Genomic DNA, 25,988 nt, shown 5'->3' on the forward strand with positions numbered 1-25,988 from the left:
CTTCAGTCAAGCATACGCCAGATGAAGCAGCAGCTGATGCGATCTACCCGAATATGCCAAAGCACGGTAACGCAGCGTTCCGGCGCTTCCAGACGAGAACGAGCTCACATTGCTGACACATCTCCTGGACTACTCATGACTTACAATGACCATCACACATGACAATGAAGGGAAACCGGAGACCGTGAAATCCGACGCCGACAAGCTCTTGAAAAAGCATGGACAACTCAACCAGCTGGATTCAGTGAAAGTGGTTAGCCATGTACAGCGACAAAGCGGCGACTGGATCGTCAATACCCTGATGCTCGAAGGATACGACGTGCCGTTCAAGTACAACAGGAAGGAACAATATCGGAGCCTGCAGGGAGCCCCCGTCAATCTCACCTATTACCCTCAAACGGAAACGGTTGCCGGCATGGATTTCGAGATAATGAAGGTGGTACGAATTCGCAGAAGCTGAATGCGGACCCCACGTTGTCTCGGCCTCGCAGGCATTCGGGTGACATTGCACATGCAGGTAGCAAGATCATCATCTGCTGGAAAGCTGCAGCATGACGCTGCTTTCCTTGCAGTGGCCGCGTGTTCTGAGCGTCCATTGCATCCGTGTTCAGACGGTCGAGAAGGGAACTGTTGTCTGATCAATACCCCAGCCAGCCAGGCTGACGAGCGTCCGGCTTCGGCCACAACCGCCACGTCTCTACCGTATCTGCCCAGGTGCTCCGCCGTTCGACCTCTGATCCGAACTGACCCTGGTCTGTGAGCTGTACGACATAACCGATAATATTGCTGAATACCGTTGCATCATTGCCGAGAACCCGAAAACGGCCGCCTTGTCGGCAACAGCAGGCAAGTGCCTGAGTTCACATGAGATTACGGGGAAAACTCTGAACATGAACAACGTTACCTCAATCACAGCGAAGCACTCCAGACTTCAGGAAATCAATTCGAAACGCGCAGCGCGAGGGCTCCCCGCACTCGACGATCTGCATGCAAAGTGGCTACTCGAACTCTCTCCGCTGCTGACCTTGCAGGATTTCGCACTGGGATCCAGAGATGCGCAGAACATCGCTCGCGAGCAGCTGAAAGCCGTGGAAGCCTTGTCCACCCCGAAAAGACGAGCCGCCTGAGCCGCTCGAAGTCAGAAACCGGACTGCACGGCGCCCGGCCCGTGCAGTCCGACTCGGCAATTCACGTCATGCCTGTTCGAGACACCCCGCCCCATTACCTTGCCATGCGACGCTTGCCCAGCGATCTTGCCAGACGACATGGCCAGTTGATTCCACGCTGAGACTGTCAGCATGAATATCACGTCGCCGCCAGCTCCGCCAGCGAGTCTGAAAGCAGGTCGAAGATTGCCCGAATACGCTTGCTGCTCTTGAGCTGTTGATGGGCGACCAGCCATATCGGGAACGTGATTGCCTCGGTATCAGGCAGCACTCGTATCATCTGCGGATCCTTGTCGCCGATCACTTCCATCATCAATCCCAGGGCGACCCCTTGCCTGACCATCTGCCACTGCACCAGATGATTCTCGCAGATCACGGGGAAGTTTTCGGCAGTCAGTGTCAAACCGAATACTCGCAGCGCATCGATCATCTCGCCCCCCCGGTTGAAACCGGTGAAATCGGCCTTGTTGAGTACCTCGGTGGTGAGCGGCCTGCCAAGACCATCCAGATAGTCTCGTGAACCATAGAGACGAGCGGCAACGTTGCAGACCTTCTTTGCAACCAGATCCGGGTGAGAGGGTCGTACATTGCGCACGGCAATGTCAGCTTCTCGCCGACCAAGATTGCTGAGCTCGTTCGATGCCAGAATCTCGATTGATATACCCGGGTATTGCCTGCGCGCCTGTCTGATCATTGGCGGCAAACACAGTGCGGCTATGCTGTCGATCGCCGTTATGCAAACCTCGCCATCCAGTTGTCGAGATTGACCACTGGCAGCCATGGATACGCGCGTGGCCGCTTCGAACATCTGTCGAACATGGTCCACCAGTTCCAGGCCACTCGGCGTCAACCGGAGTTGCTTGCCGACTCTATCGAACAGAACGACACCCAGTTCCTTCTCCAAGGCAGCCACCTGACGACCCACCGTTGGTTGCGCCATTCCCAGCGCTCGACCAGCGGCCGACAGGGAGCCTTCTTCAGCGGTGACCAGGAATGCTCTCGCCCGGTTCCAATCGAAATGTGTCGCGCTCCAATCCATGCGTTTACGCATATCCAATAGACGCAATACTCATATTGCCTATGCTTCAAAGCATACATAAACTGGCCCCTCAGATGTTTGCGAGCCGGAGAATTCTCTTGGACACATCAATTGTCATGCAACTGCATGCCTTGACTGGATCGGCGACTGTGTGCAGCGGAGCGGCAGCACTGATACTGCGCAAAGGATCCAGGCCGCACCGAACTTCCGGTCGCATCTTCACCGTGTCGATGCTGCTGATGGGACTGGTAGTGGCAGCCAGCACCTGGCTATTACCGGGTAGTGTCTCGGCAACCGGTCTTCTATTTACCGCGTTCATGTGCTACCTGGTGATTTCCGCCTGGTCGAGCGTGAATCACCAGGCAAATCGGCTCTCCGTACTGGATCATGCAGCGCCGGTAGTCGCACTGTCCATCGCCGCTGCGGGTTTCGGCCTTGGCTTGCACACGCACAGTATCCTTGCTGATGCGTCGCAAGCGACTCAGAGACAGGCTTGTATCTTCTTCGCAATACTGGCAACTCTGTCGATGGGACTGGATCTCAACAACCTGCGCATCGGTGGCGTTCAAGACAGGCACAGAATCATCAGGCATGTCTGGAGAATGCACTGTGCACTGTTTTTCGCAACCTCTACCCTCTTCACCGGACCAGGTTCGGTGCTGCTACCGGAGTCGTTGCGAGGAAACCCACTTCTGCTGATCCCACAGATACTGGTAGTCTGTCTTGCACTTTACTGGATATTCCGTCTGCTCTTTCTCCGAAAGACGCTTGCATTCCTTCACTCAGGTTCTGTTTCCACACCGCCCACAGTTCACAAATGCAACTCCGGACAAAAGGAGGACATGAAAACCGGATAAGCGAGGTACTCCGTTACCAGAAACAGGAAAACCCAGACTCTTCCCGAATCATTCGCCATTGTCAAAGAGCTTGGTATCCGGCACAAGATCCGAATCTGTCGTCAACAACAGTGCATCGATTTCCAGTCCATCCTCGCGCATCCAGACGTCTATCGTATGCTGCCCGGGTGAACTGACCTGCACGCTGGCAACACCATTGCCACGTGTACTGTTCGACCAGGTCCAGCTACCAGATGGAAAACCCTGCATTGCAGCTGCGCCGGCCAATGTACCGTCGATGCCGACGTGAATGCTGTCGCTCTTCCCTTCCCCATTGTGGGCATCGCCCCATCCACGCACCCAGACTCTCCATTTGCCTGCCGTGGGGAAGTCAACCGTGTAGCGCATGACCGGCGACCCGTTGGTACTCTTTTTCAGGGCGCCAGTATCCGGAGTGGTAACCATGGACCCTCCGCTTGCCCCACTTCTTTTCCCCGAGACCCAGGCATGTGCACCAGCAGCCTTTCGGGATGAGAACGACTCGGCCTCGATGAGCACCACCTCACTGACAGAGCTCGACGAACCGTTGTCTTCGGATTGCTCACTAGCGCTGTCAGTATCCGTGTCACTCTCGCTGCCGGAATCTCCCTCGCCGTTACCGTGCCCGCCACCATCGGCGGTTTCAGTGCCCGTATCAGTGCCCGTATCAGTGCCCGTATCAATGTCCTGGCCAGCATGATCTTCCGCCTCACTTTCACCGGTGTTGCCCACCTGCTGCTCGGCTGGTCCTGAACCGCTGGGTACATAAGTCTGGTCCAGGCTCAATACCAGTGCATCAAACTCGAAGCCATCCTCACGCATCCAGACATCAATCGTGTGCACCCCGGCAGAATCGATCTGCACAGCGGCAATGCCATTGCCACGAGTCGAACTCGACCAGACCCATCCGCCGGACGGAAAGCCCTGCAAGGCCGCCGCATCGGCAAGCGTGCCATTGACACCAACATGCAGACTGTCACTCTTGCCTTCACCATCTACAGCATCGCCCCAGCCGCGAACCCAGACTCGCCACTTGCCGGCTTCGGGAAAATCCACCTGATAACGAAGCTGCGGTGTATCGACATGACTCTGCCGGATCATTCCGGAATCGGGAGTGGCAATCATCGAGGCATTACCACGCGCACCGCTGCGACTTCCAGGTGCCCAGCTGTGACCGGCGGCGACGACTGAACCGAAAGAATGTTCAGCCTCGATCACAATGACGCCGCCTGTTGCCGCCTGTGCATCGCCTTCAGAACCCTCAGAACCCTCAGAACCCTCAGAACCCTCAGAACCCTCAGAACCCTCAGAACCCTCAGAACCCTCAGAACCCTCAGAACCTGCGTCTACGACACTCTCGCCGGCATCATCGCCATTACTGCCGGAACCGTCACCGCCATCGCTTGCCGTATCATTGCCGCCACCGGCATCCCCATCGCTCGTCGCGTCATCGGCACTACCGGCATCCTCACCGCTCTCCGCTTGCGAGTTCTCAGCTTCATCCCCGCTCGTACCACCGTCGTCGGCGGTACCACTTTCATCACCGATACCGGTGCCATCGTCATCCGTGCTTCCAGCAGCGGAGTCTGTGGCACTTCCCTCATCGTTTCCGCCGCTCGACTGCTGGTCCGCTGGCCCCATTCCAGTGGGAACAAAGCTGCTGTCCCGGCTCAGTACCAGTGTGTCGAACTCGAAACCGTCCTCGCGCATCCAGACATCGATCGTGTGCACCCCGGCCGAGTCAACCTGCACGCTGGCAGTACCACTATCACGAGTTGTATTGGACCAGGTCCACCCACCTGCAGGAAAGCCCTGCACCGAAGCTGCCCCGTCAAGTATTCCATCGAGTCCCACGTGGACGCTGTCACTCTTGCCCTCGCCGTCATGCGCATCACCCCAGCCTCGGACCCAGACCTGCCATTTGCCTGCAGCCGGGAAATTCACCTGATAACTCACATGGGGCGTGTCGACAGTACTGCGACGAAGCAGGCCGTCGTCGGGAGTGGTGACCAGCGATGCGTTGCCGCGTGCCCCCTGTCGATTGCCTGCTTTCCAATGATGACCGGCAGCGGCGACATTGGTCACGGCGTGCTCGGCCTCGATCACGATCAACTCATTGGCCGCCGCTTGGACAGGATCTACAGGTTCCACCCACTCCTCATTCGGCTCTGGTTCAGGTGATCCCTCTGTCGCACCGTCCAGCACGCGTATGAAGTCCCAGGTAGCGTCGAAAGTGGGACCACGAAATGAGGTCGCAATGATGCCGACTGCCAATCCGCTGTCCGCCTCGAGCCACTCCAACGGGAAGGATGTGGCAGGACCGACGGAGACGATCTCACCGTCTTCGCCACTGCGATAGTAGGCCTGGACGCTACCCGTCGCGGGTTCCACCGACAGATACAGATCAACCTCCTCCTGTCCGAAAATGGGAGCCGCTACCGTGGCGACACCCTTGAACGAACCGTTGCGTTCAGCAGCAAACTGGACGCCACCTGTCTTGCCGGTTGAATTCATGACCAGCTTGATGTAATTGTCCTGATCTCCGGTACCGATATAGAAACCCATCGACTGGATACCCCCTATTGAAGCACCGGAGAAGGGGCTCAAAAGACGAGTATGTACGGTGAAAGCAGCACTTTCCGGCGTCACGTCGATTCCGAACTGGAAGGCATACTCCTGGCTGTTCAGTTTCCCCACCGGGTCACCATCCGGAATATCGTCGATGGTCAGCACTCCAGCGGCTCCACCGGTCGTCAGATTTGCCAGAGAATACAAGTCCAGATACTCACTGGATCCATTGTTCATCAGGCCACTGAAACCGAGATTGAACAGAAAACCTGCCGTCTCGCTGTCATTCTCCCACTCGTAAGAGACAGGCAACGACGTTTTACGCCCATTGTCCGGATCCCGAACGAAGGGGTCTTCAAGATCTGCGATTCCATCACCGTCATCGTCCGTATCCTGGCGATCCGACAGGAAGTCCTCGTCCAGATCGGCAGGAAGATCTGCAGGTGAACAGGGATCCGTGCCATTGGCCAGTTCATCCGCGTTCGAGAAACCGTCCTTGTCATCATCGTTGGAGGGCGTACCGCCACAAATGCCTGCTACTGCACCGTCGTAATCAACGGGTTCGAATACGACAATCTGCTTTTTCACAAAGTCGGCAACCCAGATCGTTCCGGGAAATTGCTGTGCATCGCCTTGAGCACTCACATCCAGAGGCAGCCCTCCCACATTGGCAAACAACTTGTCCTTCTTCAGGAGCTTGTTACCTGAACCATTCAGTACAAGTCGTTGTATCGAGTTGTTCCAGCCCGCGGCCAACAAGTCACCCTGCATGGCACCACCGAAGTTCGATGCACGATATTCAACAAGGCCATTGGTCGAAAAACTGAAGGTGGTCAAAGCCTGGCTGGCGGCACTGCCGGCGGCGCGCATATCACACTCGACCGGATTCGCTTCACTGACCGCGGGCTGTGGATTGGTAGTATTGAATGTGTTCGACAGACTGGCTCGCGTCGGATTCGGGTGTCCTCCGTAATAGCCGCGTTCGCTGACGAAATGCAGGGCGTCCGGATAGGTCTTGCCCGGTTCACTCTGTTGATTGCTGCACTGGCCATTCGAACCCTCGCCAACCGGCGAGCCACCCCAACCCGAGTTCGAGCCATTGTCGATGGTGTACATCCTGCCTTCATCAGTGAGCACAATATCGTAGGCATTGCGAAACCCGGGGGCATAGACCTGTACGGGGCCGCCCGGCACCAGCATTGCCTGATTCAGCCCATCATTGCCGCCAAAGGGGTCATTCTTGTCTTTCTTCCCTGATCGGGTTTCATCATCCAGCGTCGGCAGATCATATGTCGATTCGCCAATTGCACCAAGATCGATCTCGAGTATCGCGGCACTCAAGGCATACTCTGGCAGTTTCGCAAAATTGTTTGACGGCGCCCCTTGATTCGTATTGCCGCCCGCGGCGAGATAGAGCCGTTGCGTCGCCTCATTCAACGCCATGCCGTTACCGTGATGATTTTCTTCCGAACGCGGCAATCCGCGTACCAGGTCGAGCTTCTTCCAGTTGCCGTTTACATCAAGCGTCAGTCTCGAAATGACACCGGAGTTGGTATCCAGACCGGTCTCCGTATGCGATGGACCACCGCCGATGCGCGGGTCACTTGAGGCGACATAGACGACAGGGTTGGATGCGGTGCCTGCAACCAGCAAGCCCGTCACCAGACGTTTGTTGATCGCGGTATTGACATCACCGGTGTCGTCATGATTCGGTATGTTCTTGATCAGGTTGATTGTCTCTTCCGACACCACGCGATAGTCGTTGGCCCCGCTTCGCTCGATGTCGAAGACCTTGATCAATCCGAGCATGTCGGCCACATACAAGCGACCATCCGGGCCAAACTGCAGGGATGTTGGCTTGACCTTGGAGTGGTCCGTCAGAATGGCCTTGCCAAATGCCGGCTCACTGGACGGCATGGCGCTACCCAGCGCGGGTTCCGAGCCCTCTGCAAATGCGCCGTTACCACTCAGCGTGAAGATGTCCAGGTTGGACTCGCCGTCGTGCGACACGTACAAGGCGCCAACACGATGACCGGCTTCCGCTGGTGTGAAAACAAGTTCGATGACAAGGGAATCACCAGCCGACAAGGTGCGCGGTCCCTTGAAATCACTGGCGAATTCCAGCGCATCGGGCTCACTGAGCCAGTTCGCACTGACGGTGATTTCCCTGTCCAGGGAGCTGTTGGTCAGAACCAGGCGTCGGGTATCACGCTCTCCGACCTCGACCGTGCCGAAATCGATCTCGGTGACGCTGCTCACCAGCCGTGGACCCACTTCTCCGGGGTTCGCAGCCTCCAGTCGCGGATTGCTCGACAACCCCGAATGATCGGTGATCGAGGCAACAGCCCACAGCAGCAGGAAACTCAGGCTGGCAGCCAGGATAAAGGCATAACCGGGCAGCGGTCGAGCCACAGGGGAAATCGATCGTCGGTTCATCAGTGAAGCGTCCGAGCTGGTTGGCTGTTCGTCTTCCTGACATCGCCCGGATGTGTCTGGTCTTTAGATGTGCACCCGGCAGACGTGACCGCGGTCACCCTGTGAACAACGCACCTGGCTCGTCAGCGACCAGATTTCACCGGATCTCACGAACGCACGTCGGGTGCGAAGTGGGTATATGGGTGTCTGTTCTTGTTTCTGTTCTTGTCGAGAGGCAGGGAAATGGGTGTCTGATATGGGTGTCTGATATGGGAATCAGACTTTCGAAATGCCAGGCCCGTCTGGGGTAGACTGGGCACGGAACCCTGATCTCACTTTCCGGATAGCGGACCCTTGCCACTCGTGTACACGATAAGCCACAAGAACCTTGAAGCGACCATCAACCCTGTCGGTGCTGAACTCAGCAGTCTGAAAGTCGACGAGGTCGAATACCTGTGGCAGGGTGATGCTCGTTACTGGAGCGGCAGAGCTCCCATACTGTTCCCCATCGTAGGTGCGTTGAGGGACGGCCACATGATCCATCAGGGAACTCGCTATGAGATGGCCAAACATGGCATCGCCAGACATGCTCGCTTCGACCGCGTGAAATCCAGTGCCAACGTCGTATCGATGCGTCTGCAATCGGACAGCACCACCCTGCAACACTACCCCTGGCAATTCGAATTGCTTGTGCACTTCACTCTGGATGAGTCAGGCCTGGACATTCGTTATGAAGTCATCAACCAGGACGACAAGCCGATGCTGTTCACACTGGGCTCACACCCCGCCTTCGCCTTGAACATCGGTGACACCCGGGAGCTCGAGAACTATGCCGTCGCGATAGAACAGAGCGAGCCGCTGCAACGCTACGACCTCAACGAATCCGGACTTCTGGAAACGGACTCAGAGTCTTATCCCAACGTTATTCCCCTGAGCGAAAGCCTGTTCGACAATGACGCCCTGGTATTCCGGGACATAAAGGCCGAGTCCATCAGGCTCAGCCACAATGGCCGAACCATGCTGACGGTCAATACGGGTGGCGCTCCACATCTGGGTGTCTGGGCCAAGCCGGCAGCACCATTCGTCTGCATCGAGCCATGGCTCGGCACCTGCGACTTTGTCGACTCGAACGGGCAGTTTGCGAACAAGCCGGACCTGAAAACCCTTGCACCGGGCCACACTTTCGAGCACGGCATCGGTATCGTCTTCCCCGGTGAGCAAGGCATAGCCTGACACCTGCCATCGGACAACAACGGTCTCGTCAGGATTCCGCCTGGAAGTTCAAAACCGTTGGAGGGTGATTCCAGGCTTCGAGCGCCCGCATCAGATCAGCGGTACGCAGCCGCGTACTATGGGTGTTGCGACAGGGGTGCAGATAGATCCATTCATGTTCCAGCACGCTTGCCTCGAAATAGACACCCACCTTGCATTGTGTATCATTGATCAGTGCCAGCGGGGAGACCGAGCCAGGAACCACGCCGAGATAGAGCCCCAGTCGCTCGGTGCTGGCGAACGCGAATTGCCCGCCGCTTACCGGAATCAATTTTCTCAAACCGCGAAGATCAACGGTATGATCCTGCTCCACCACCAGTAGAAACATCCGGCCTTTCTTGTTGCGCAGGAACAGGTTCTTGGTGTGCGCACCGGGCTCCTGGTAAACCATGCCCTTGGCCTGATCGACGGTATACAGTGGTTCATGACTGATCGTCTGTTGCTCGATGTGCAAGGCATGCAAGGCAGCGAGTACTTGCTCGACGCTGGCAGCCAGCTCGCCATTGGCCAGCACAACCGCGTCCGGGTCAGGTCTATCGGAGTGGCTCATGATCTTCAGGGAATACTGTCAATGATCGCCTTTGGCTGGCTTGGCTGGCTTGGCTGGCTTGGCTGGCTTGGCTGGCTTGGCTGGCTTGGCTGGCCCGAAAGGATACCTGATGGTGGAAGATCGTGTAACCGCGTGTTCGAAGAAACGCTTCTGCCAACTGACCGGCTCTGTGATCGGGAGCCGAATCGGTCAGCTCTTGTCAACACTCAACCGACGTGACTCCGCCGGATCCCTGAAAATCAATGGCTGATCCTTCAACGGCAAGCCATTGTTGTCTTGTGCTTTCGCGATGGCCTGATCCACGACCTCGCGGTGAGGTGACTTGTCGCAGACCGGATCGGCAACTGCCGGGTCTCCGGCCAGCAGAAAAGCCTGGCAGCGACATCCACCCAGATCCTCATCACTTTCCGGACAGGAGCGACAAGGTTCCTTCATCCAGTTCTTGCCTCGATAGCGATTGAACCCTTCGGAGCCATACCAGATATCTTCAATGGAATGTTCGGCAACATTCGGAAAGGCCGCTCCGGGCAACATGCGCGCCGTATGGCAGGGCAATGCCGTGCCATCAGGGGCTATTGTCAGAAACACATTGCCCCAGCCGTTCATGCACTTCTTGGGACGATTCTCGTAATAGTCCGGAACCACGAAGACAATGCGCAGCCGATCGCCAAAGCGTTCGCGATACTCATTGGTCACTTGCTCGGCCTTCTCCAGCTGAGCCTTCGACGGTAGCAGATGATCGCGATTGACCACAGCCCAGGAATAGTACTGAGTATTGGCAAGCTCCAGCGTTTCAGCACCGAGTTCCAGCGCCATCTCGATGATCTTGTCAACATGATCGATATTCATCCGATGAATGACGCAATTGAGCACCATGGGCCATTCATGGTCCTTGATCAGAGCAGCCACCTTGTTCTTCAGATCGAAAGTACGGGTATTGGACAGAAAATCGTTCATCTCCCGCGTCGAGTCCTGAAACGACAGTTGAATGTGATCCAGGCCGGCATCCTTCAACGCTCTGGCCCGTTTCGCGTTGAGACCGACGCCCGTGGTCAGCAGGTTGGTGTAGTAGCCAAGATCGTGTGCTTCGCCAACCAGTGTTTCCAGGTCATCACGCAACATGGGCTCCCCACCCGAGAATCCACACTGAACACTACCCAGTGCACGCGCCTGTCGCAACGCTTTGATCCAGCCCTGGGTATCCAGCTCCGCTTCCTGCGTGGCGAAGTCCACCGGGTTGAAGCAGAATGCACAGTGCAAGGGGCAGCGGTAGGTCAGTTCAGCCAGCAACCACAGCGGCGGCCCCGGCCGGTTAGCCGACGAATCGTGTTTATGACCGTGTTCCAGCATGGACGAAGACATATCAGCCCAGTGTGATCCAGTGTTGTTCGTGTGCAATGGCGAGAAAACCCTGAACATCGTCGCTCAGCCCGCTTGTTTCGAAAGCCCTTTCCAGCTGATCGACAATGTCCTGCACGTTGGCCTTGCCATCGCAGCGTTGCAGTATCTGTGCTGCGCTGGGGTTCAATTTCACCATGCCTTCCGGGTACAGCAACACCCAGATATCCTGAGCATCCTCGAACTGCAGACGGTAACCGTTGGCAATCCTGGGCACCTGTGTTGACGCTATCGCTGACATTGCATTCTGTATCCCGTCTGACCCCACTCTGACCCTGAATCGTTCATCGAACGGCCGCCGGCCTGTCAGGAATGGGGGCCTGACCCGGCAAACCATAACGAACAGCCATGGCGTCGTTCATCTGCCAGAGCACATCGAGCTTGAAATTGAGAATATCCAGAGCTCGTTGCTGCTGCTCCCGCGTCCTGAAATAATCCAGCGTAATGGCCAGACCATGCTCGACATCGCGTCGTGCCTGGGTGACGCGATTGCGAAAATACATCAACCCTTCACTGTCGATCCACGGGTAATGCTCCGGCCAGGTCGCCAGTCGCTGTTTGTGTATTGCCGGTGCGAACAACTCGGTCAATGAGGCGCAGACCGATTCCTGCCAGGGACGCGTGCGGGCAAAATTCACATAGGCCTCCACGGCAAACCTCACTCCGGGTGTGACGTGTCTGAGGTCCGTGATTTCCTCCCGGCTCAGCCCCACGGCGAGCCCCAGACGGATCCACGCTTCGATGCCGCCTTCGTCACGCACACCATTGATCTCGTACCCATCGTGATCAAGCATCCGCTGGATCCATTCGCGTCGTACGTCACGATCCGTGCAGTTGGACATCACGGCCGCGTCCTTGATGGGGATGGCTACCTGATAACAGAACCGATTGGCGACCCAACCCCGAATCTGCTCTGGAGTTGCCTCTCCCGTATTCAGCATGACATTGAAAGGATGGTGAATATGGTAGGCCTGCCCCTGCTCACGCAGTTGCTGTTCGAACGCTTCTCTGGACCATGGTTTGTTGTCTTCGCTCATCACCCTCACATGCTCCTGGACTTGCCGTTTGCCTGCATGCGCCTAGATTTCCAGTTCCAGACCATCATGGGCCACTTCCACACCATGGTCGTCGAGTATCGATCGCTCCTCGCTGTCTTCATCGAGTATCGGGTTGGTATTGTTGATGTGAATGAGTATCTTGCGTGTGCTCTCAGGCAACTTGTCCAGCCACTCCAGCATGCCGCCAGACCCGCTTTGTGGCAAATGCCCCATGGATCGCGCGGTCTTGTTCGATGCCCCTCTCTGAATCATCTCGTCATCAGTCCACATGGTACCGTCGATCAACACCACATCGGCGCTCTGCATGGCCTCCCAGACATGCGTCTCCATTTCGCCAAGTCCGGGGGCGTAGAACACGGATCTACCGGATACCGTGTCACTCATCATCATGCCAATGGTGTCACCGTCCACCGGTTTGTCACGGTGTGGCGAATAGGGAGGCGCATTACTGGTCAGCGACAATGCCGTGAACGTCACCGAAGCCGCTCCCGGGATCTGGCAGACGTTGCCATCGGTGGTCAGCTCATGCCAGTCGATGCCACTGTAATGATCAAGCACCCTGAACAGCGGATTACCTTCGCTGAGATCCTCTCTGACCGCGGCGGTACACCAGATGGACAGAGCCTGTCTGTGTTCCCGCAGCATCAGCAGTCCTGTGGTGTGATCGATCTGGGCGTCCATCAGAACAATCGATTGGATGCCGGTGTCACGCAACTGTCTTGCGGGCTGCAGCACGCCACATTGCTGAATCTGCGTGAGAATATCCGGGGATGCATTGAACAGCACCCAATCACAGCGATCATGGCTGACAGCAATGGAAGACTGGGTACGCACTCGCGCATTGATCGAGCCGGTTCGGACACCTGTGCACATCGGGCAATTGCAGTTCCACTGCGGGAAACCACCGCCGGCTGCCGAACCGAGAATTCTGATGAACACTGTATTTTCTACCTGTAAAAAAGCCGGGAGAATCCCCGGCTTCACGTTTGGTCAATTTGCCGGCAGGATGCCGGTGTTAGCCGGACTACCGACAAACCGCGACAGGCTTCAGCGATTCGCGAAGTACATGGTGATTTCAAAGCCGAATCGAACGTCTATCGCTTTAGGTGTTTCCCATTTCATGGTGACTTTATCTCCTCTTTAGGATCGTCGGATGATGTATCGCCAGCTTCGAATGATCCGATCAACGAAATTTACCCGCCGATCGCGAATGACTGCGCGAACTTTTATCTTATAGTGCCTGAGCCCGGCCGTCACCAGTTTTAGATCGGGCACACCTGACACGCCCTATGAGCTATTGTTCAGCGGCCAGTATAGTCGATTGAAAACAACGCCTTAGAGGCTCTTGTCTTCGCAGGCAACCCGCCCCGCTGGTACCAATTACCCAACGCGTTGACACCTGCGATTCATCTTCGATGCGCCCATCCATACCCGGTTTCGGAGAACGAACGCGAAGAGCAATCCATTGGTACAGCGCCACCGGAGCACCGCCAAGGACGAATCCGGCCATGCCGGTATCCTCTTTGCCTGACCTGGTGAGGCGATCCGAACCTTCACTCGGGCCCGGTGTCGCTTCACTGTCAATGCCAGCCTTGACGGGTCTGAACTTGATCACGACCTTCGCCGTCAAAGCCAACCCTGACAGCTCCGAACTTGAGCACGATCTTCAACGTCAACGAGGATGAAAACGACAGACCGTCCAGTCATACACTGCGCCGCGTAATGTCAGTTGAACGGCTGCAGATTCAAGGCGATACCCGTGGCTCCGCAAACCTTCACTGCCATCAAGGACAGGCGATTTACCGCGCGCAAGGTATCGTTGTCTCGCCTGACAACACTGCCCCGAACCAGTGATGGATGAGACAGGTGGGTATGCAGCCCTCGGACATGGCCCACAAGACTTTTCACCAGGGCTTGGTGACTCTTCAATCTCAATGAGACATGTGGACGCGAACCGGAAACACGATATATCGGTGAATACATAAGCATCGAACGGGCACACCCGCAAAGACACGATATTCACAGGGCGATCAGACCGTCTGGTTCAGAACAGTTTACCGAACCTACACGGGTCTCGATCATCCGTTGTCAGCGCTTTTCGGTACTCAATACTCAATACTCGATACTCGATACTCAGCCATCGGCCATCGGCCATCAGAAATCAGAAATCAGAAATCAGAAATCAGAAATCAGAAATCGGCCATCAGCCATCAGCTATCGGTTTTCGTGGTCACGCTGACACTCATTCTCTCAATACAAGCCAGAACTATAGTTACCAGCATTCATCCAATATTCCACGAACTCCCCGACAAACCAATAAAACTGAAAAACCACTCTGGCACAGACTGACTTGCAGCCCAATATCACTTCAGCAGTGTTTGCAGGTATCAATACAAGTCAGAGCATGCAGTACGTGTTTACCATACCCTTCGGTGCGGCCTGATGCTCTATTTACTACCAACGGACACCTGGAACAAGCCCACCTTGATCTGTCGCCACGTCAACGGTGTGCAACAGAACCTGTCATTGACCATACCGACACTCGAGCCGTGTTGGCATGACCGACAGCAACGCCTTGATGGTTCCAGGGGCGGGCATCAAGTCTTGCAGGAATATTCGTCAATCCGCGCTGGCGGTGGCCCGCGCGTGCCAACGACACGGCGGCAATAACCGGTCCTCTCCTGTACTTTCATTGCACACTGTTGTGAATGATTGACGCCACCCAGTCAAATGGCACTGGTCGACGGCTGCCTGCCAGACCGTTTCAACGAACCGGCAGTGGCGTTCCATGCAGCCTGATCTCTCGGCCTGCATTTGCCTCATAGCGGAGCAGCTGCACCATCAACGACACGCAGCAGTCGACAACCTGTCGCTTGCCTGAATTCACCTCCTGACACGGTCATGGATCGAATCACAGAAGCACAACATTGTTTTCTGGGTTAATTTATCATCAGGTAGGCAATACCTTCTCGACGCCTTTTCCCATGTCGTACGAGCCGGGCTACCTCGGCTCCTTACCAACCAGGAGAGACTGACAATGATCACGATGAAGACCGTGCTAGCCACCAGCGTTGCAACGCTTGCCCTCAGTGGCGTGGCAGCAGCCGAGAACTGGGATATGCCGGTGGCCTACCCTGCCAACAACTACCACACGGAAAACGCGCAGATCTTCGTGGATGCCGTTCGCGAATGCACGAACGGCGAACTGGATATCACCATTCATGCTGGCGGCTCTCTCTTCAAGGGAGATGAAATAAAACGCGCTGTGCAGGTCGGGGAAGCCCAGATCGGTGAGCGTCTCCTGTCGGCCCATGCCAATGAAAACGCGGTTTTCGGCTATGACTCTGTCCCCTTTCTCGCTACGTCCTTCGAAGCATCGGATGCGTTGCGGGACGCTGCTCGCCCCACGCTCAATGCCCTGTTGAATGATCAGAACATGACGCTGCTGTACTCCGTGCCATGGCCGCCTCAGGGTCTGTATTTCGCCAAGGAGGTCAACAGCCTGGCTGATGCTGAGGGGCTGAAGTTCCGCGCATACAACGCCGCCACGGCTCGGGTTGCTGAACTGGGCGGCATGGTACCCACGCAGATTGAAGCTGCAGAGCTCAAGCAGGCACTGGCCACCGGCGTGGTCGAGGCCTTTATCTCATCCGGCTCCACAGGTGTCGACGAAAAGGTCTGGGAAGATCTCACCAACTTCTACGACGCCAAGGCCTGGTTGCCGCGCAATACCGTGTTCGTCAACAGCGATGCCTATGATTCATTGCCCGCTGAATCTCAGGAGTGCCTCATGAGCAATGCCGCTGAAGCGGAAGCCCGCGGATCTGCAAAGGCGGCCGAACTGTCAGGCGAGTTCGTCAAGACACTGGCCGACAATGGTCTTGTGGTCTCCGAACCGGGTGAAGCGCTATCTGCCGATCTGGCAGCCATCGGCGAGACAATGACGGCGGAATGGCTGGAAGAAGCTGGCGACGCCGGTTCCGCCATCGTGGATGCCTACCAGCAGTAATCTGCCTGCGGGCGCCGACCTCCCGCAGGTTGGCGCCCTTTACCGATACTTGACAACCCCTGGGAGTCGCCCATGCGCCGCCTGTTGGACGGTCTTTACCATGCATCCGGAATGGCTGCAGCTGTTGCCCTGGTTGCAATTCTCATTCTGGTCATCACACAGATGGTTGCCCGCTGGAGTGGGCTGCTGTTCCCCGGCGGGGCCCAGTATGCCGGCTATGCCATGGCAGCCACATCCTTTCTGGCCATGGCGTATACGTTCAATCACAATGCCCACATCCGGGTTGCATTGTTTGTCAACAAGGCCGGACGATATCAGCGCGCGATGGAAGTCTGGTGCTACACACTGGCCAGCCTGGCAGCATTGTTTCTGGCCTGGTACGCCGTGAAAGCCACCATGCTATCGGCCCGCATCAATGACATCTCTCAAGGCCAGGATGCAACACCGCTGTGGATGCCACAGACATTCATGGCCATCGGCGCTGTCATCTTCGCCATTGCCGTTGTCGACAATCTTGCCCGAATTCTGCTGAGCGATTTCCAGGGTGTGGATGCCGCTGAACACGGCAAGGACTGGTCAGATGCCCTGCTGCATTCCAGAATCAGCAGAGCCATCATGCTTGCCGCTGTGCTGATCGCGGTTTACCTGTCCCTGCGGACCATGACCGGCTTTGATCGCGATGCGGTAGCGCTGAAGATCGGTATCTTCCTGTTCGTGATGTTCTTTCTACTCGGATCCGGCATCTGGGTCGGATTGGCACTGATGGGGGTTGCCTATATCGGCATGATCGGATTCACCTCCCGTGATCCGGGCAATGCCATGATCATCACGGTCTGGACCAGCTCCAGTAGCTGGACCCTGACTGCCCTGCCCCTGTTCATCTGGATGGGTGAAATTCTCTACCGGACACGCCTGTCCGAGGACATGTTCAAGGGACTCGCGCCATGGATGGCACGCATACCCGGCGGCCTCCTGCACACGAATGTGGTGGGCTGCACGGTATTCGCAGCGGTTTCCGGCTCTTCGGCAGCCACATTGACGACAGTCGGAAAAATGTCGATTCCAGAGCTGCAGAAACGCGGCTATCCGGAGTTCATGACCATTGGCACGCTGGCGGGGGCCGCTACTCTGGGCCTGATGATTCCACCGTCACTGACTCTGATCGTCTACGGTGTTACCGTGAAGGAGAGCATCACCAAGCTGTTCATGGCTGGCGTTCTTCCCGGCCTCGTACTGGCGGCCATGTTCATGCTCTACATTGTGGCCTGGTACTACCTGCGTCCCTCACAAAGGCCAGCGCCTGAAGCCAGAGTGGGCTTTGTAGACGCCCTCAAGAATTCCACACTGCTGATTCCGGTCATCGCTCTGGTTGTGGTCGTCATCGGCTCCATGTACGGAGGCTATGCGACCCCCACTGAGGCTGCTGCCTTTGGCGTGGTCGGCGCCCTGGTGCTGGCAGCGATGCAGGGCTCACTGAACCGGAGTACCTTTCTGGCAAGCCTGCTTGGCGCCACACGCACCAGTGCCATGATTGCACTGATACTGATGGGAGCCGCATTCCTGTCTCTGTCGATGGGCTTTACCGGGCTACCAAGAGCACTCGCCGCATGGATTGCCGAATTCGACCTGTCTCCCATTGCGCTGATAGCGGCCCTGACCGTGTTCTACATCATCATCGGGATGTTTCTTGACGGAATATCAGCGGTCGTGCTGACCATGGCAATCATCGAGCCGATGATTCGTGCAGCCGGTATCGACCTGATCTGGTTCGGCATCTTCATCGTCGTCGTGGTCGAAATGGCGCAGATCACGCCACCCATCGGCTTCAATCTGTTTGTGCTGCAGTCCATGACCAGGCACGACATCACCTATATAGCCAAGACCGCACTGCCCATGTTTGCCATCATGGTGCTGATGGTCGCCATCATGGTCGCCTTCCCTTCTCTGGCAACCTGGCTTCCCGAACGCCTGCTCGCGCAATGACGGCGTTCATGGATATGCTGGTACTGGACTCCCGGTTGCCATTGTTTCAGGGGGGCGGCAACAAGCGTGGCATTCCGCCTCCCCTTGCACAGACAATAATGGCGGCAACTGGCAAATCCGCCTAGTCCTTCCTCGATGGTGCAATAGTCCTGATCTCGTAGACACCTCAGCCGGCGTCAGCGTTCTCGGCCGTGCAAACAACCTGGCCTGGTAGACGCCTCAGTCTTGACCCGCAAGCACAGCGAGAGAAGCAAGCCAAACAAGCCAAACAAGCCAAACAGCGTCCCCCCGGGCCACTTCGGCAATTGTGCAGATTATGAGGAAAGCTGCCGGTGGCAACCCGACAAGCCACAAGCTCTTGTACTGTAGGCCCTGCCATTGACACGAGACCAGCTGGAGTCTCGATTCGTGAAGTCCACACCCTGACGACAGAGACGTATCCCATGCGCACTGCAACCACCTTGTGGAGAGCGAGACTGAAGGATTTTCGGAGCTTCTCGAATCGCTACCCTTACCGCCGCTATGCAAACAGGCATCGCATTGTATTCATTCATATACCGAAAACCGGCGGCACCAGCATTCTCGACGCACTGGGCGCCGGACTGAACGACAGAATGCATCTCAACTGGCGCATCTACAGGCACGCCAACAAATACCGCTTCCAGAAATATTACAAGTTTGCTGTCGTCAGACATCCACATGACAGGCTGAGGTCGGTCTATCACTACCTGATGCGAGGCGGCTGCGGTGCCAACGACAGCGCGTTATGCGAAGACATCCGACGTCGCGCCCCGACATTCGAGACCTTCATCATGGATTACCTGTCGCGTAGCTCCCTCGTACTGCATAACCTGTTCATGCCTCAGGCATGGTTCGTCTGTGACGAGCTTGGGCACATCATGACCGATCGCATACTTCGCTTTGAAAACCTGAACAAGGAATTCAGTGCTCTGGCGCAGGAACAGGGCTGGAATCTAGCTGACTTGCCACACCGCAATACCGGTACAACACGCATTGACGACACTCCCATGAGCCAGGAATGTGCCGTCAGGATACATGAGCTGTACGAGGCGGATTTCGACATCTTCGATTACACCGACACGCTATCAAACGCTCAAGATCCAGACGATCAGATCGGCAACTTCTTGCGTCGAGAAACTTCCCGCCGCATGCCGGGCCCCTCGGAACCGCCAACGACTAACTGACCTTCCCTCGATCCGGGCACGAAAAGAAGCGGCAGATCTTGCGACGCCCGACTGATGCCAGGCACAGCCTCGTGGATGCGGCTGCACCGTGAATCAGCGCCGGCTCCCCTGCCACCAGCGGCAACAACTGAATGACAGGTGCCCCGACCACTCATCGCGCCCGCAAGCCCGCAAGCCCGCAAGCCCGCAAGCCCGCAAGCCCGCAAGCCCGCAAGCCCGCAAGCCCGCAAGCCCGCAAACCCGCAAACCCGCAAACCCGCAAACCCGCAAGCCCGCCAGCCCGCCAGCCCGCCAGCCCGCCAGCCCGCAAGCCCGCAAGCCCGCAAGCCCGTCATACCATCAACTCCTCAGTCTATCAACCCGGCAGCCACAGCTTGTCTTCTGATCCTGCCTCGTCTTGCCCTGAGCAACACAGCCATGATGATGATCCCGGCAATGGTGCAACTCAGGAACAGAGAAATGGGTCGACTGATGAAAATGGACAGACTGCCGTCCCCGATGATCAGCGATTGCAGGAACGTGTTTTCCGCCATCGCCCCCAGAACCAGTGCAAGAACGGTAGCCGCTGGCGAGTATCCGAACTTCTTCATGCCGAAGCCGACGACACCAGTGACAACCAGCAGCCAGGTTTCGATCATGCTCGAATGCAACGCGAAGGTGCCGATGACACACAGGATGACTATCACAGGAACGACCAGCCGATAGGGAACATCGAGAAACTTGACGAACAACGGTATGGCCACAATGCTGATGATCACCAGCATGACATTGCCAAGATACATGCTGGCTATCAGTCCCCAGACAAAATCAGGCTTGTTGACGATCAGCATGGGGCCGGGCTGCAAGCCCCACATCAGCAATGCGCCCAGCAGTACTGCAGTTGCTCCGGAACCCGGAATACCCAGCGATATGAGCGGCACCATGGCACCGGCTGATGCGGCATTATTGGCTGTTTCCGGGGCGACCAGTCCACGCATTTCTCCCTGACCGAACTTCTCCGGATCCTTTGCTACCTTCTTCTCGATGGAATACGCGAGTATCGATCCGATTGTCGCCCCGGAACCCGGCAGAACTCCGGCGATGAAACCGATGAGAGAACCCCTGATGAAAGTGAACTTCGACTCGGTGTAATCCTTGATCGACGGCCAGAAATCCTTCGACATGAAGGAGAAACTCAGTTTCTGTACCTCTTGTCGATGCTGCCCGATATGTATGCAATGCAGAAGTTCACCGATACCAAACAGCCCGATGGCAACCGGGACGAAATAGATGCCACCGATCAGCTCCGGTGAACCGAACGTGAATCTCTGCGCACCACTGACGGCATCCACACCCACCATCGCGATCGCAAAACCGAACAACGCCGAGATGACCCCCTTGAGCAGGTTATCCCCCATCATCGTTGTCAGCAGAAGCAGGCCGAGAACCACGATGAGAAAATATTCCGATGGCCCGAAGGAGGCTGCAAAACCTGCCAATGCCGGCGTGAAGGCACAAATCAGGATAACCCCCACGGTTCCACCAAAAAACGATGCAACGGCCTGCATCACCAGCGCCGGACCCGCACGTCCGTTTCTGGCCAGGGGATAGCCATCGAGTGTCGATGCAACCGTGGCCGACTCTCCTGGCGTGTTGATCAGTATCGAGGTAATGGTTCCTCCATACATGGCGCCATAATAAATACCGGACAACATGATGATCGCGGTAGTTGGATCCAGCCCGAACGTCATCGGTATGAGTATGGCGATACCGGCAGCTGGTCCGAATCCGGGGAACAGACCGACCACCATGCCCACGGACACACCAATGATGAGAAATACAAGATTGCCTGGCGATACCGCTACAGACAACCCCAAACCCAGATTTGCAAATATGTCACCCATTATCCTGACCTGTTTGATACTCGAAAATAAGCACGATTAGAGACTACGTCAGACGCTCCGGAACCAGCGATCGACTCAATGAAAGTCCAGAATTCCTGCTGGCAACCCTGCGCGCAGAACCACGGCAAACAGAAGATAGACGCCCGCAGGTAGAAGCAAGCTGTAGAGCAGATTGAAGACCAGCTTCTGTCGATTGAACCAGGACAGAAAAAGCAGGCAGAACAGCACCATCGACAGAAAACTTCCCAGGGCCTTGAAACCCAGCAGAAAGACAACAATCAGGGCAGCCACCACCAGGGTATCGAGACCATGCGACCCGTTGTGACTGTCCGCACCAGACGACTTGTCAACGTTCACAAGCGCGCGCTTTGCCTCCAATTCCTTGACGCAGTTCCATCCGGTCGTCAGTATCAGCAGCACACCAATGAGAACCGGGAAGAAACCTGCTCCTGGCCTGCCTAGTGAATCCAGAACATCAAGTGTGGTCCAGCCATGGAGTGTGAATGCCAGTGACGCCACGAGAAAGGAGATGGAAAACAGTAGTTGCATGACACCCTCGAAAAGAATGGAGCCCGTAATGGCGTTGAACCATCACGGGCTGTATTACGATCAGCTCTCGCCCGCTGCAGGAGCTACTTGATGACACCGATCTCGGTCAGAACACCGCGAAAGTCTGCGTCAGTCCTTTCCAGGTAATGACCGAATTCATCACCCCAGATGGTATTGCCGGAGAGTCCCTTGGTCGTCAGGTATTCATTCCATTCCGGCGTATCGACAACCTGCTTCAGTGTCTCGACCCACCAGTCTCGAACTTCGACCGGTATGTCGGCGGGCATGACCACACCGCGAGGTAATGAGAACTCGAAGTCATAACCTTGTTCTGCAAATGTGGGAACATCCGGAAAAACGGTACTTCTCTCACGCTCTGAATACCCCAGCAGCCTGAAATTGCCCGCAGATACCTGTCCGATGACCTCGGACGGGTTGGCGACGATGGCATCGATGCTACTGGATGTCAGTGAGGTCACCAGACCACCTTCATCCTGGGAGGGCACATACGTGAAGTCGATGTCCGCCGCTTTGGCAAACAGACCCGCAACCACCCGTTCAGGTCCAGCTGCACCGGTTCCGCCAATCTTCATGTTCTTTTCAGCAGCGGCATCAACGAATGCCTGCAATGTCTCGTAGCCCGAATCACTGCGAACGGCCAGCACCATGGCATCACGTGCAAGCAAGCCTATGGGTGTGAAATCCCGGTAAGTCCAACCAGTGTTGGAAACGATGGGTGTTCCCAGGAAGTTACCACTGGTTGATGTAGCGTGGTAGGGATTGCCGCGTTGCTGAGCAACGTAGTTGAATCCAATCGCGCCGCTGCCACCATCGCGATTTTCCACACGAATATTCTGGCCATTGAACAATTCATGCGTCTTCAGAATATCCACGACCGTGCGCGACATCAGATCGTTGCCGCCACCAGGCCCGAAGGCAACCGTGTAGTTGAGCTCTTCAGCGGGATAACTGTCTGCCTGAACCTGCGCCAGCGGAAATCCCAGCGAAAACGCCAGTACCGAACCGTATAGATAGCTTTTCATCGTTGTAGTCACAACCTGCTCCTCTCCATATTGATTGATGAAGGTTCAGCCGACGCGCCCGAAAGGAATCATCTCCCGGGTCTGCCACCGAACGGCTTCACGAACATGTCTGTCGACCTTCCCGAATTCACCCTGACTCATCGGTGACAGTCACCGCACATTACGGCCGGTCCGGGATTGATCAACTGATGGCCATAGTGTCTTTTTTGGTGTATAAATGCAATCTAGGATTTGGATATTTTCACAAATAAATATTTAAAACCTTAATAACAAGTACTTACAAAACTTACCGAAAAAAGACATTGCATTAGATTGTGATTAAAATTCAATAATGGATTCTTTTTTCTTCCATTGATATCGATACTTCAAGGTGAAAAACATGAAACTGCTGGTGTTGCCGTGTGACGGCATTGGCCCCGAGATCGTCGAGGCGTCGATGAAGGTGCTTACCGAGGCCAACAAACGCTTCGAGCTCGATTTGTCATTCGATTACGAGGATGTCGGTTTCGACAGCCTGAAAAAGCATGGCACCACCCTGCGTGAAGACGTCCTGATACGTGCCAGAGACTATGACGGGGTCATCCTGGGAACGCAGTCGCATGCCGACTACCCATCCCCTGAAGAAGGCGGACGCAATGTGTCAGCCGGTTTTCGGATCGGTCTGGATCTCTATGCCAATGTCCGTCCAGCCCGCACCCGCCCCTTTCTCGAATCCAACATGAAACAGGGCAAGACCATGGACCTTGTCATCATGCGGGAGGCTACCGAAGGGTTCTATCCTGACCGCAACATGAGCCGCGGCTGGGGAGAGGTGATGCCCAATCCGGACATGGCTCTGTCCACCCGCAAGATCACTCGCCATTGTTCAGAGCGCATAGCGCGACGTGCCTTCGAGCTGGCAATGACCCGTAACCGAAAAGTGACCGCCATCCACAAGGCCAACAGTTTCCACATGACCGATGGCCTGTTTCTGGAATGCGTCAGGCATGTCAGCAAGGATTTTCCGGATGTTGAACTGGATGACCTGCTGGTTGATGCTGCTACCGCCCATATGGTGCGTTCACCAGAGCGATTCGATGTACTGGTAGCCACCAATTTCTATGGAGACATCATCAGCGACCTGGCCAGCGAACTGTCCGGAAGTCTCGGGTTGGCTGGTTCCATCATGGCCAGCGACACTCACTGCTGCGCTCAGGCACAACATGGGTCAGCACCGGATATCGCGGGCAAGGACCTTGCCAACCCGGTTTCCATGATTCTCTCGGTATCGATGCTACTTTCCTGGCTCGGTGACAAGCACTCTGCCAGCAATTACAACGAGGCTGGCGCGGCACTGTCTGCCGCAGTGGATACCGTACTGAGCAACCCCGGGCACCACACGTCGGATCTGGGAGGCAATACGTCAACCAGTGAATTCGCCGCATTGGTGGCTGCCACAATCTGACCAAGCCACCGGTATTGGCAGGACGGTTTCAGGTGACAGATGCCTGCATGCCGCCTGCCAGTGACCTGACAAATTAAATGCAGCACCGACCCCATACAACGGCATACGAACTGGACCTGTCTTCATGAACACGATACTCGGATGCATCGCCGATGATTTCACCGGGGCGACCGATCTGGCAAGCATTCTTGCCCGCTCTGGCGTTCCCATCAACATCAGACTGGGCACCCCCTCCATGGAATGCAGTGTCGGTGACGATCCAGTCGCTGCGTTCGCCACAGCGCCATTCGAGATCATTGCCTTGAAATGCCGCACTTCTCCGGTCAAGGAAGCGGTGAGCGAAACGCGGAACGCACTGCATTGGTTGCAGGCTCAGGGGGCTCGTCAGTTTTACTGGAAATACTGTTCCACCTTCGACTCCACCGACCAGGGAAACATCGGACCGGTTGCCGAATCTCTACTCCAGCAACTTTCCGCCGATGATGCCGGAAAACGTCAGACTGTCTATTGCCCTGCATTTCCCGAAAATGGTCGCTCTGTCTACAACTCCCATCTGTTTGTGGGCACCCGCTTGCTGAGCGACAGTCCCATGAAAGACCATCCACTGACACCCATGCGAAACAGCAATCTGCTTGCGCTGCTGGAACCCCAGACAACGATGGCCGTCGGTGCAATTAGAAGAAGTACCGTTCGTGATGGCAGCGACGCCATCCGTCGTCATTTGCACAGCCTTGCCGAACAGAAAATTGTGCATGTGGTCGTTGATGCCATCGACATGAGCGACCTGCGCGCCATCGCGGAGGCAACCATCGACATGCCACTGATCACCGGTGGTAGCGCATTGGCACTGCATCTTCCTGAACTCTATCGACAACGCGGTTGGCTGAATCAGTCTGAATCGATACAGGCCATGCCGAAGACTCGCAACGCCAGTATCGTTCTGAGTGGTAGCTGCTCAGCCATGACTCGCAAACAAGTGGCCCGCTATTGTCAGCAGGTTCCGTCATTTCAACTGGACCCGCTCAAACTGGCCACGGAAAATCAGCTTGAGCAGGCGAAGCGCTGGCTGGATACCCAGAATGGGCATGACAGTGTCATGATCTACTCGACAGCCGCCCCGGAACGTGTCTGTGCCACACAGGAGCAACTGGGCCGAGAACGAGGCGGAGAACTTGTTGAAAAATCGCTCGCCTCATTGGCAGTCCACGCCTGCAACAACGGCGTGCAACGAGTGGTTACTGCTGGTGGCGAAACATCAGGAGCTGTGGTAAAAGCTCTTGGTGTGGCAACACTGCAAGTCAGTCAGGAAATCGCCCCCGGCGTTCCGTGGACATTCTCACGCAGACAAGGCGAGAATGTGGCGTTGGCACTGAAATCCGGAAACTTCGGTGAAGAGGATTTCTTTGAAAGGGCACTGGGGATGCTCAACGAAACGCCTGACCAGTAATCGGAACATCAGGTCGCCCTCCGGCAAGCCGTATCGCAGCTCGACCCGGAATTGATACAAATACAATACATGGATCAGAAGCAT

General features: G+C 56.1%; 21 protein-coding genes. 9 read left to right on the forward strand and 12 right to left on the reverse strand.

Translation table 11 applies throughout. The annotated features are described in order from the left end of the window. The first annotated feature begins 145 nt into the window (after positions 1-145). Together ACUNV4_RS22890 and ACUNV4_RS22895 are read left to right on the forward strand one after the other, a co-directional pair. Positions 146-460 carry a hypothetical protein gene (locus tag ACUNV4_RS22890; RefSeq protein ID WP_430880957.1) on the forward strand — a complete coding sequence of 105 codons (315 nt, stop codon included), beginning with the start codon at positions 146-148 and terminating at the stop codon, positions 458-460. Positions 461-890: 430 nt separating this feature from the next. Next, a complete protein-coding gene (locus tag ACUNV4_RS22895; RefSeq protein WP_430880958.1) occupies positions 891-1,127 on the forward strand; it encodes a hypothetical protein in 237 nt (78 codons plus the stop codon). Positions 1,128-1,305: 178 nt separating this feature from the next. Here ACUNV4_RS22895 and ACUNV4_RS22900 read toward each other — a convergent pair whose 3' ends face one another. Further along, on the reverse strand, positions 1,306-2,205 hold the full coding sequence (locus ACUNV4_RS22900) for a LysR family transcriptional regulator (RefSeq protein ID WP_430880959.1): 900 nt from the start codon (positions 2,203-2,205) through the stop codon (positions 1,306-1,308). 98 nt (positions 2,206-2,303) lie between these two features. Between ACUNV4_RS22900 and ACUNV4_RS22905 the strand changes: the two genes are divergently transcribed. Continuing rightward, the gene (locus ACUNV4_RS22905) at positions 2,304-3,062 is read left to right on the forward strand and encodes a hypothetical protein (RefSeq protein ID WP_430880960.1); all 759 of its coding nucleotides are present in this window, start codon (positions 2,304-2,306) and stop codon (positions 3,060-3,062) included. A 48-nt stretch (positions 3,063-3,110) separates the two neighbouring features. Here ACUNV4_RS22905 and ACUNV4_RS22910 read toward each other — a convergent pair whose 3' ends face one another. Further along, on the reverse strand, positions 3,111-8,084 hold the full coding sequence (locus tag ACUNV4_RS22910) for a hypothetical protein (RefSeq protein ID WP_430880961.1): 4,974 nt from the start codon (positions 8,082-8,084) through the stop codon (positions 3,111-3,113). 342 nt (positions 8,085-8,426) lie between these two features. Here ACUNV4_RS22910 and ACUNV4_RS22915 point away from each other — a divergent pair, with 342 nt between their 5' ends. Continuing rightward, positions 8,427-9,296, forward strand: a complete 870-nt coding sequence (locus ACUNV4_RS22915; RefSeq protein WP_430880962.1) for an aldose 1-epimerase family protein — start codon at positions 8,427-8,429, stop codon at positions 9,294-9,296. Positions 9,297-9,324: 28 nt separating this feature from the next. Here the strand turns inward: ACUNV4_RS22915 and ACUNV4_RS22920 are convergent, their stop codons facing one another. The 7 genes from ACUNV4_RS22920 to ACUNV4_RS22950 all read right to left on the reverse strand — a co-directional run bounded on the left by ACUNV4_RS22920 (position 9,325) and on the right by ACUNV4_RS22950 (position 14,249). Next, on the reverse strand, positions 9,325-9,885 hold the full coding sequence (locus ACUNV4_RS22920) for a prolyl-tRNA synthetase associated domain-containing protein (protein WP_430880963.1): 561 nt from the start codon (positions 9,883-9,885) through the stop codon (positions 9,325-9,327). A gap of 189 nt (positions 9,886-10,074) precedes the next feature. Continuing rightward, entirely contained in the window at positions 10,075-11,247 is a 1,173-nt protein-coding gene (pqqE, locus tag ACUNV4_RS22925; RefSeq protein ID WP_430880964.1) for a pyrroloquinoline quinone biosynthesis protein PqqE, read from the reverse strand. Position 11,248: 1 nt separating this feature from the next. Further along, positions 11,249-11,524, reverse strand: coding sequence for a pyrroloquinoline quinone biosynthesis peptide chaperone PqqD (pqqD, locus tag ACUNV4_RS22930; RefSeq protein ID WP_430880965.1), 276 nt, complete (start codon positions 11,522-11,524; stop codon positions 11,249-11,251). A 43-nt stretch (positions 11,525-11,567) separates the two neighbouring features. Then, a complete protein-coding gene (gene pqqC / locus ACUNV4_RS22935; RefSeq protein WP_430880966.1) occupies positions 11,568-12,320 on the reverse strand; it encodes a pyrroloquinoline-quinone synthase PqqC in 753 nt (250 codons plus the stop codon). A 42-nt stretch (positions 12,321-12,362) separates the two neighbouring features. Beyond that, complete coding sequence (gene pqqB, locus ACUNV4_RS22940) at positions 12,363-13,280, reverse strand: pyrroloquinoline quinone biosynthesis protein PqqB (RefSeq protein ID WP_430880967.1); 918 nt, start codon at positions 13,278-13,280, stop codon at positions 12,363-12,365. Positions 13,281-13,388: 108 nt separating this feature from the next. After that, positions 13,389-13,463, reverse strand: a complete 75-nt coding sequence (pqqA, locus tag ACUNV4_RS22945; RefSeq protein ID WP_088922039.1) for a pyrroloquinoline quinone precursor peptide PqqA — start codon at positions 13,461-13,463, stop codon at positions 13,389-13,391. Between the two features lie 603 nt (positions 13,464-14,066). Next, positions 14,067-14,249 (reverse strand): hypothetical protein, encoded by a 183-nt coding sequence (locus tag ACUNV4_RS22950; protein WP_430880968.1) that lies wholly within the window; start codon positions 14,247-14,249, stop codon positions 14,067-14,069. A 1,129-nt stretch (positions 14,250-15,378) separates the two neighbouring features. On the opposite strand from ACUNV4_RS22950, the gene ACUNV4_RS22955 reads away from it, so the two are divergent. From ACUNV4_RS22955 to ACUNV4_RS22965, 3 genes are all read left to right on the forward strand, one after another. Beyond that, positions 15,379-16,350, forward strand: coding sequence for a TRAP transporter substrate-binding protein (locus tag ACUNV4_RS22955; protein ID WP_430880969.1), 972 nt, complete (start codon positions 15,379-15,381; stop codon positions 16,348-16,350). Positions 16,351-16,422: 72 nt separating this feature from the next. Next, positions 16,423-18,333, forward strand: a complete 1,911-nt coding sequence (locus tag ACUNV4_RS22960) for a TRAP transporter large permease (protein ID WP_430880970.1) — start codon at positions 16,423-16,425, stop codon at positions 18,331-18,333. A gap of 443 nt (positions 18,334-18,776) precedes the next feature. After that, entirely contained in the window at positions 18,777-19,538 is a 762-nt protein-coding gene (locus ACUNV4_RS22965) for a sulfotransferase family 2 domain-containing protein (RefSeq protein WP_430880971.1), read from the forward strand. Between the two features lie 347 nt (positions 19,539-19,885). Here ACUNV4_RS22965 and ACUNV4_RS22970 read toward each other — a convergent pair whose 3' ends face one another. The 3 genes from ACUNV4_RS22970 to ACUNV4_RS22980 all read right to left on the reverse strand — a co-directional run bounded on the left by ACUNV4_RS22970 (position 19,886) and on the right by ACUNV4_RS22980 (position 23,013). Further along, entirely contained in the window at positions 19,886-21,421 is a 1,536-nt protein-coding gene (locus ACUNV4_RS22970) for a tripartite tricarboxylate transporter permease (RefSeq protein ID WP_430880972.1), read from the reverse strand. 75 nt (positions 21,422-21,496) lie between these two features. Continuing rightward, the gene (locus tag ACUNV4_RS22975; RefSeq protein WP_430880973.1) at positions 21,497-21,970 is read right to left on the reverse strand and encodes a tripartite tricarboxylate transporter TctB family protein; all 474 of its coding nucleotides are present in this window, start codon (positions 21,968-21,970) and stop codon (positions 21,497-21,499) included. 83 nt (positions 21,971-22,053) lie between these two features. After that, entirely contained in the window at positions 22,054-23,013 is a 960-nt protein-coding gene (locus ACUNV4_RS22980) for a Bug family tripartite tricarboxylate transporter substrate binding protein (RefSeq protein WP_430880974.1), read from the reverse strand. Between the two features lie 379 nt (positions 23,014-23,392). On the opposite strand from ACUNV4_RS22980, the gene ACUNV4_RS22985 reads away from it, so the two are divergent. Further along, the gene (locus ACUNV4_RS22985; protein ID WP_430880975.1) at positions 23,393-24,457 is read left to right on the forward strand and encodes an isocitrate/isopropylmalate dehydrogenase family protein; all 1,065 of its coding nucleotides are present in this window, start codon (positions 23,393-23,395) and stop codon (positions 24,455-24,457) included. Positions 24,458-24,581: 124 nt separating this feature from the next. After that, positions 24,582-25,904, forward strand: coding sequence for a 3-oxo-tetronate kinase (gene otnK, locus ACUNV4_RS22990; RefSeq protein WP_430880976.1), 1,323 nt, complete (start codon positions 24,582-24,584; stop codon positions 25,902-25,904). The last annotated feature ends 84 nt before the right edge of the window (positions 25,905-25,988 follow it).

The sequence above is a fragment of the Granulosicoccus sp. 3-233 genome, assembly GCF_052681095.1.

Excerpts from the sequence above, each read along its gene's own strand:
- ACUNV4_RS22890 (WP_430880957.1), top strand. The coding sequence starts at position 146 with ATGACCATCACACATGACAATGAAGGGAAACCGGAGACCGTGAAATCC.
- ACUNV4_RS22895 (WP_430880958.1), top strand. The coding sequence starts at position 891 with ATGAACAACGTTACCTCAATCACAGCGAAGCACTCCAGACTTCAGGAA.
- ACUNV4_RS22900 (WP_430880959.1), bottom strand. The coding sequence starts at position 2,205 with ATGGATTGGAGCGCGACACATTTCGATTGGAACCGGGCGAGAGCATTC.
- ACUNV4_RS22910 (WP_430880961.1), bottom strand. The coding sequence starts at position 8,084 with ATGAACCGACGATCGATTTCCCCTGTGGCTCGACCGCTGCCCGGTTAT.
- ACUNV4_RS22920 (WP_430880963.1), bottom strand. The coding sequence starts at position 9,885 with ATGAGCCACTCCGATAGACCTGACCCGGACGCGGTTGTGCTGGCCAAT.
- pqqE (WP_430880964.1), bottom strand. The coding sequence starts at position 11,247 with ATGTCTTCGTCCATGCTGGAACACGGTCATAAACACGATTCGTCGGCT.
- pqqD (WP_430880965.1), bottom strand. The coding sequence starts at position 11,524 with ATGTCAGCGATAGCGTCAACACAGGTGCCCAGGATTGCCAACGGTTAC.
- pqqC (WP_430880966.1), bottom strand. The coding sequence starts at position 12,320 with ATGAGCGAAGACAACAAACCATGGTCCAGAGAAGCGTTCGAACAGCAA.
- ACUNV4_RS22955 (WP_430880969.1), top strand. The coding sequence starts at position 15,379 with ATGATCACGATGAAGACCGTGCTAGCCACCAGCGTTGCAACGCTTGCC.
- ACUNV4_RS22960 (WP_430880970.1), top strand. The coding sequence starts at position 16,423 with ATGCGCCGCCTGTTGGACGGTCTTTACCATGCATCCGGAATGGCTGCA.
- ACUNV4_RS22965 (WP_430880971.1), top strand. The coding sequence starts at position 18,777 with ATGCGCACTGCAACCACCTTGTGGAGAGCGAGACTGAAGGATTTTCGG.
- ACUNV4_RS22970 (WP_430880972.1), bottom strand. The coding sequence starts at position 21,421 with ATGGGTGACATATTTGCAAATCTGGGTTTGGGGTTGTCTGTAGCGGTA.
- ACUNV4_RS22975 (WP_430880973.1), bottom strand. The coding sequence starts at position 21,970 with ATGCAACTACTGTTTTCCATCTCCTTTCTCGTGGCGTCACTGGCATTC.
- ACUNV4_RS22980 (WP_430880974.1), bottom strand. The coding sequence starts at position 23,013 with ATGAAAAGCTATCTATACGGTTCGGTACTGGCGTTTTCGCTGGGATTT.
- ACUNV4_RS22985 (WP_430880975.1), top strand. The coding sequence starts at position 23,393 with ATGAAACTGCTGGTGTTGCCGTGTGACGGCATTGGCCCCGAGATCGTC.
- otnK (WP_430880976.1), top strand. The coding sequence starts at position 24,582 with ATGAACACGATACTCGGATGCATCGCCGATGATTTCACCGGGGCGACC.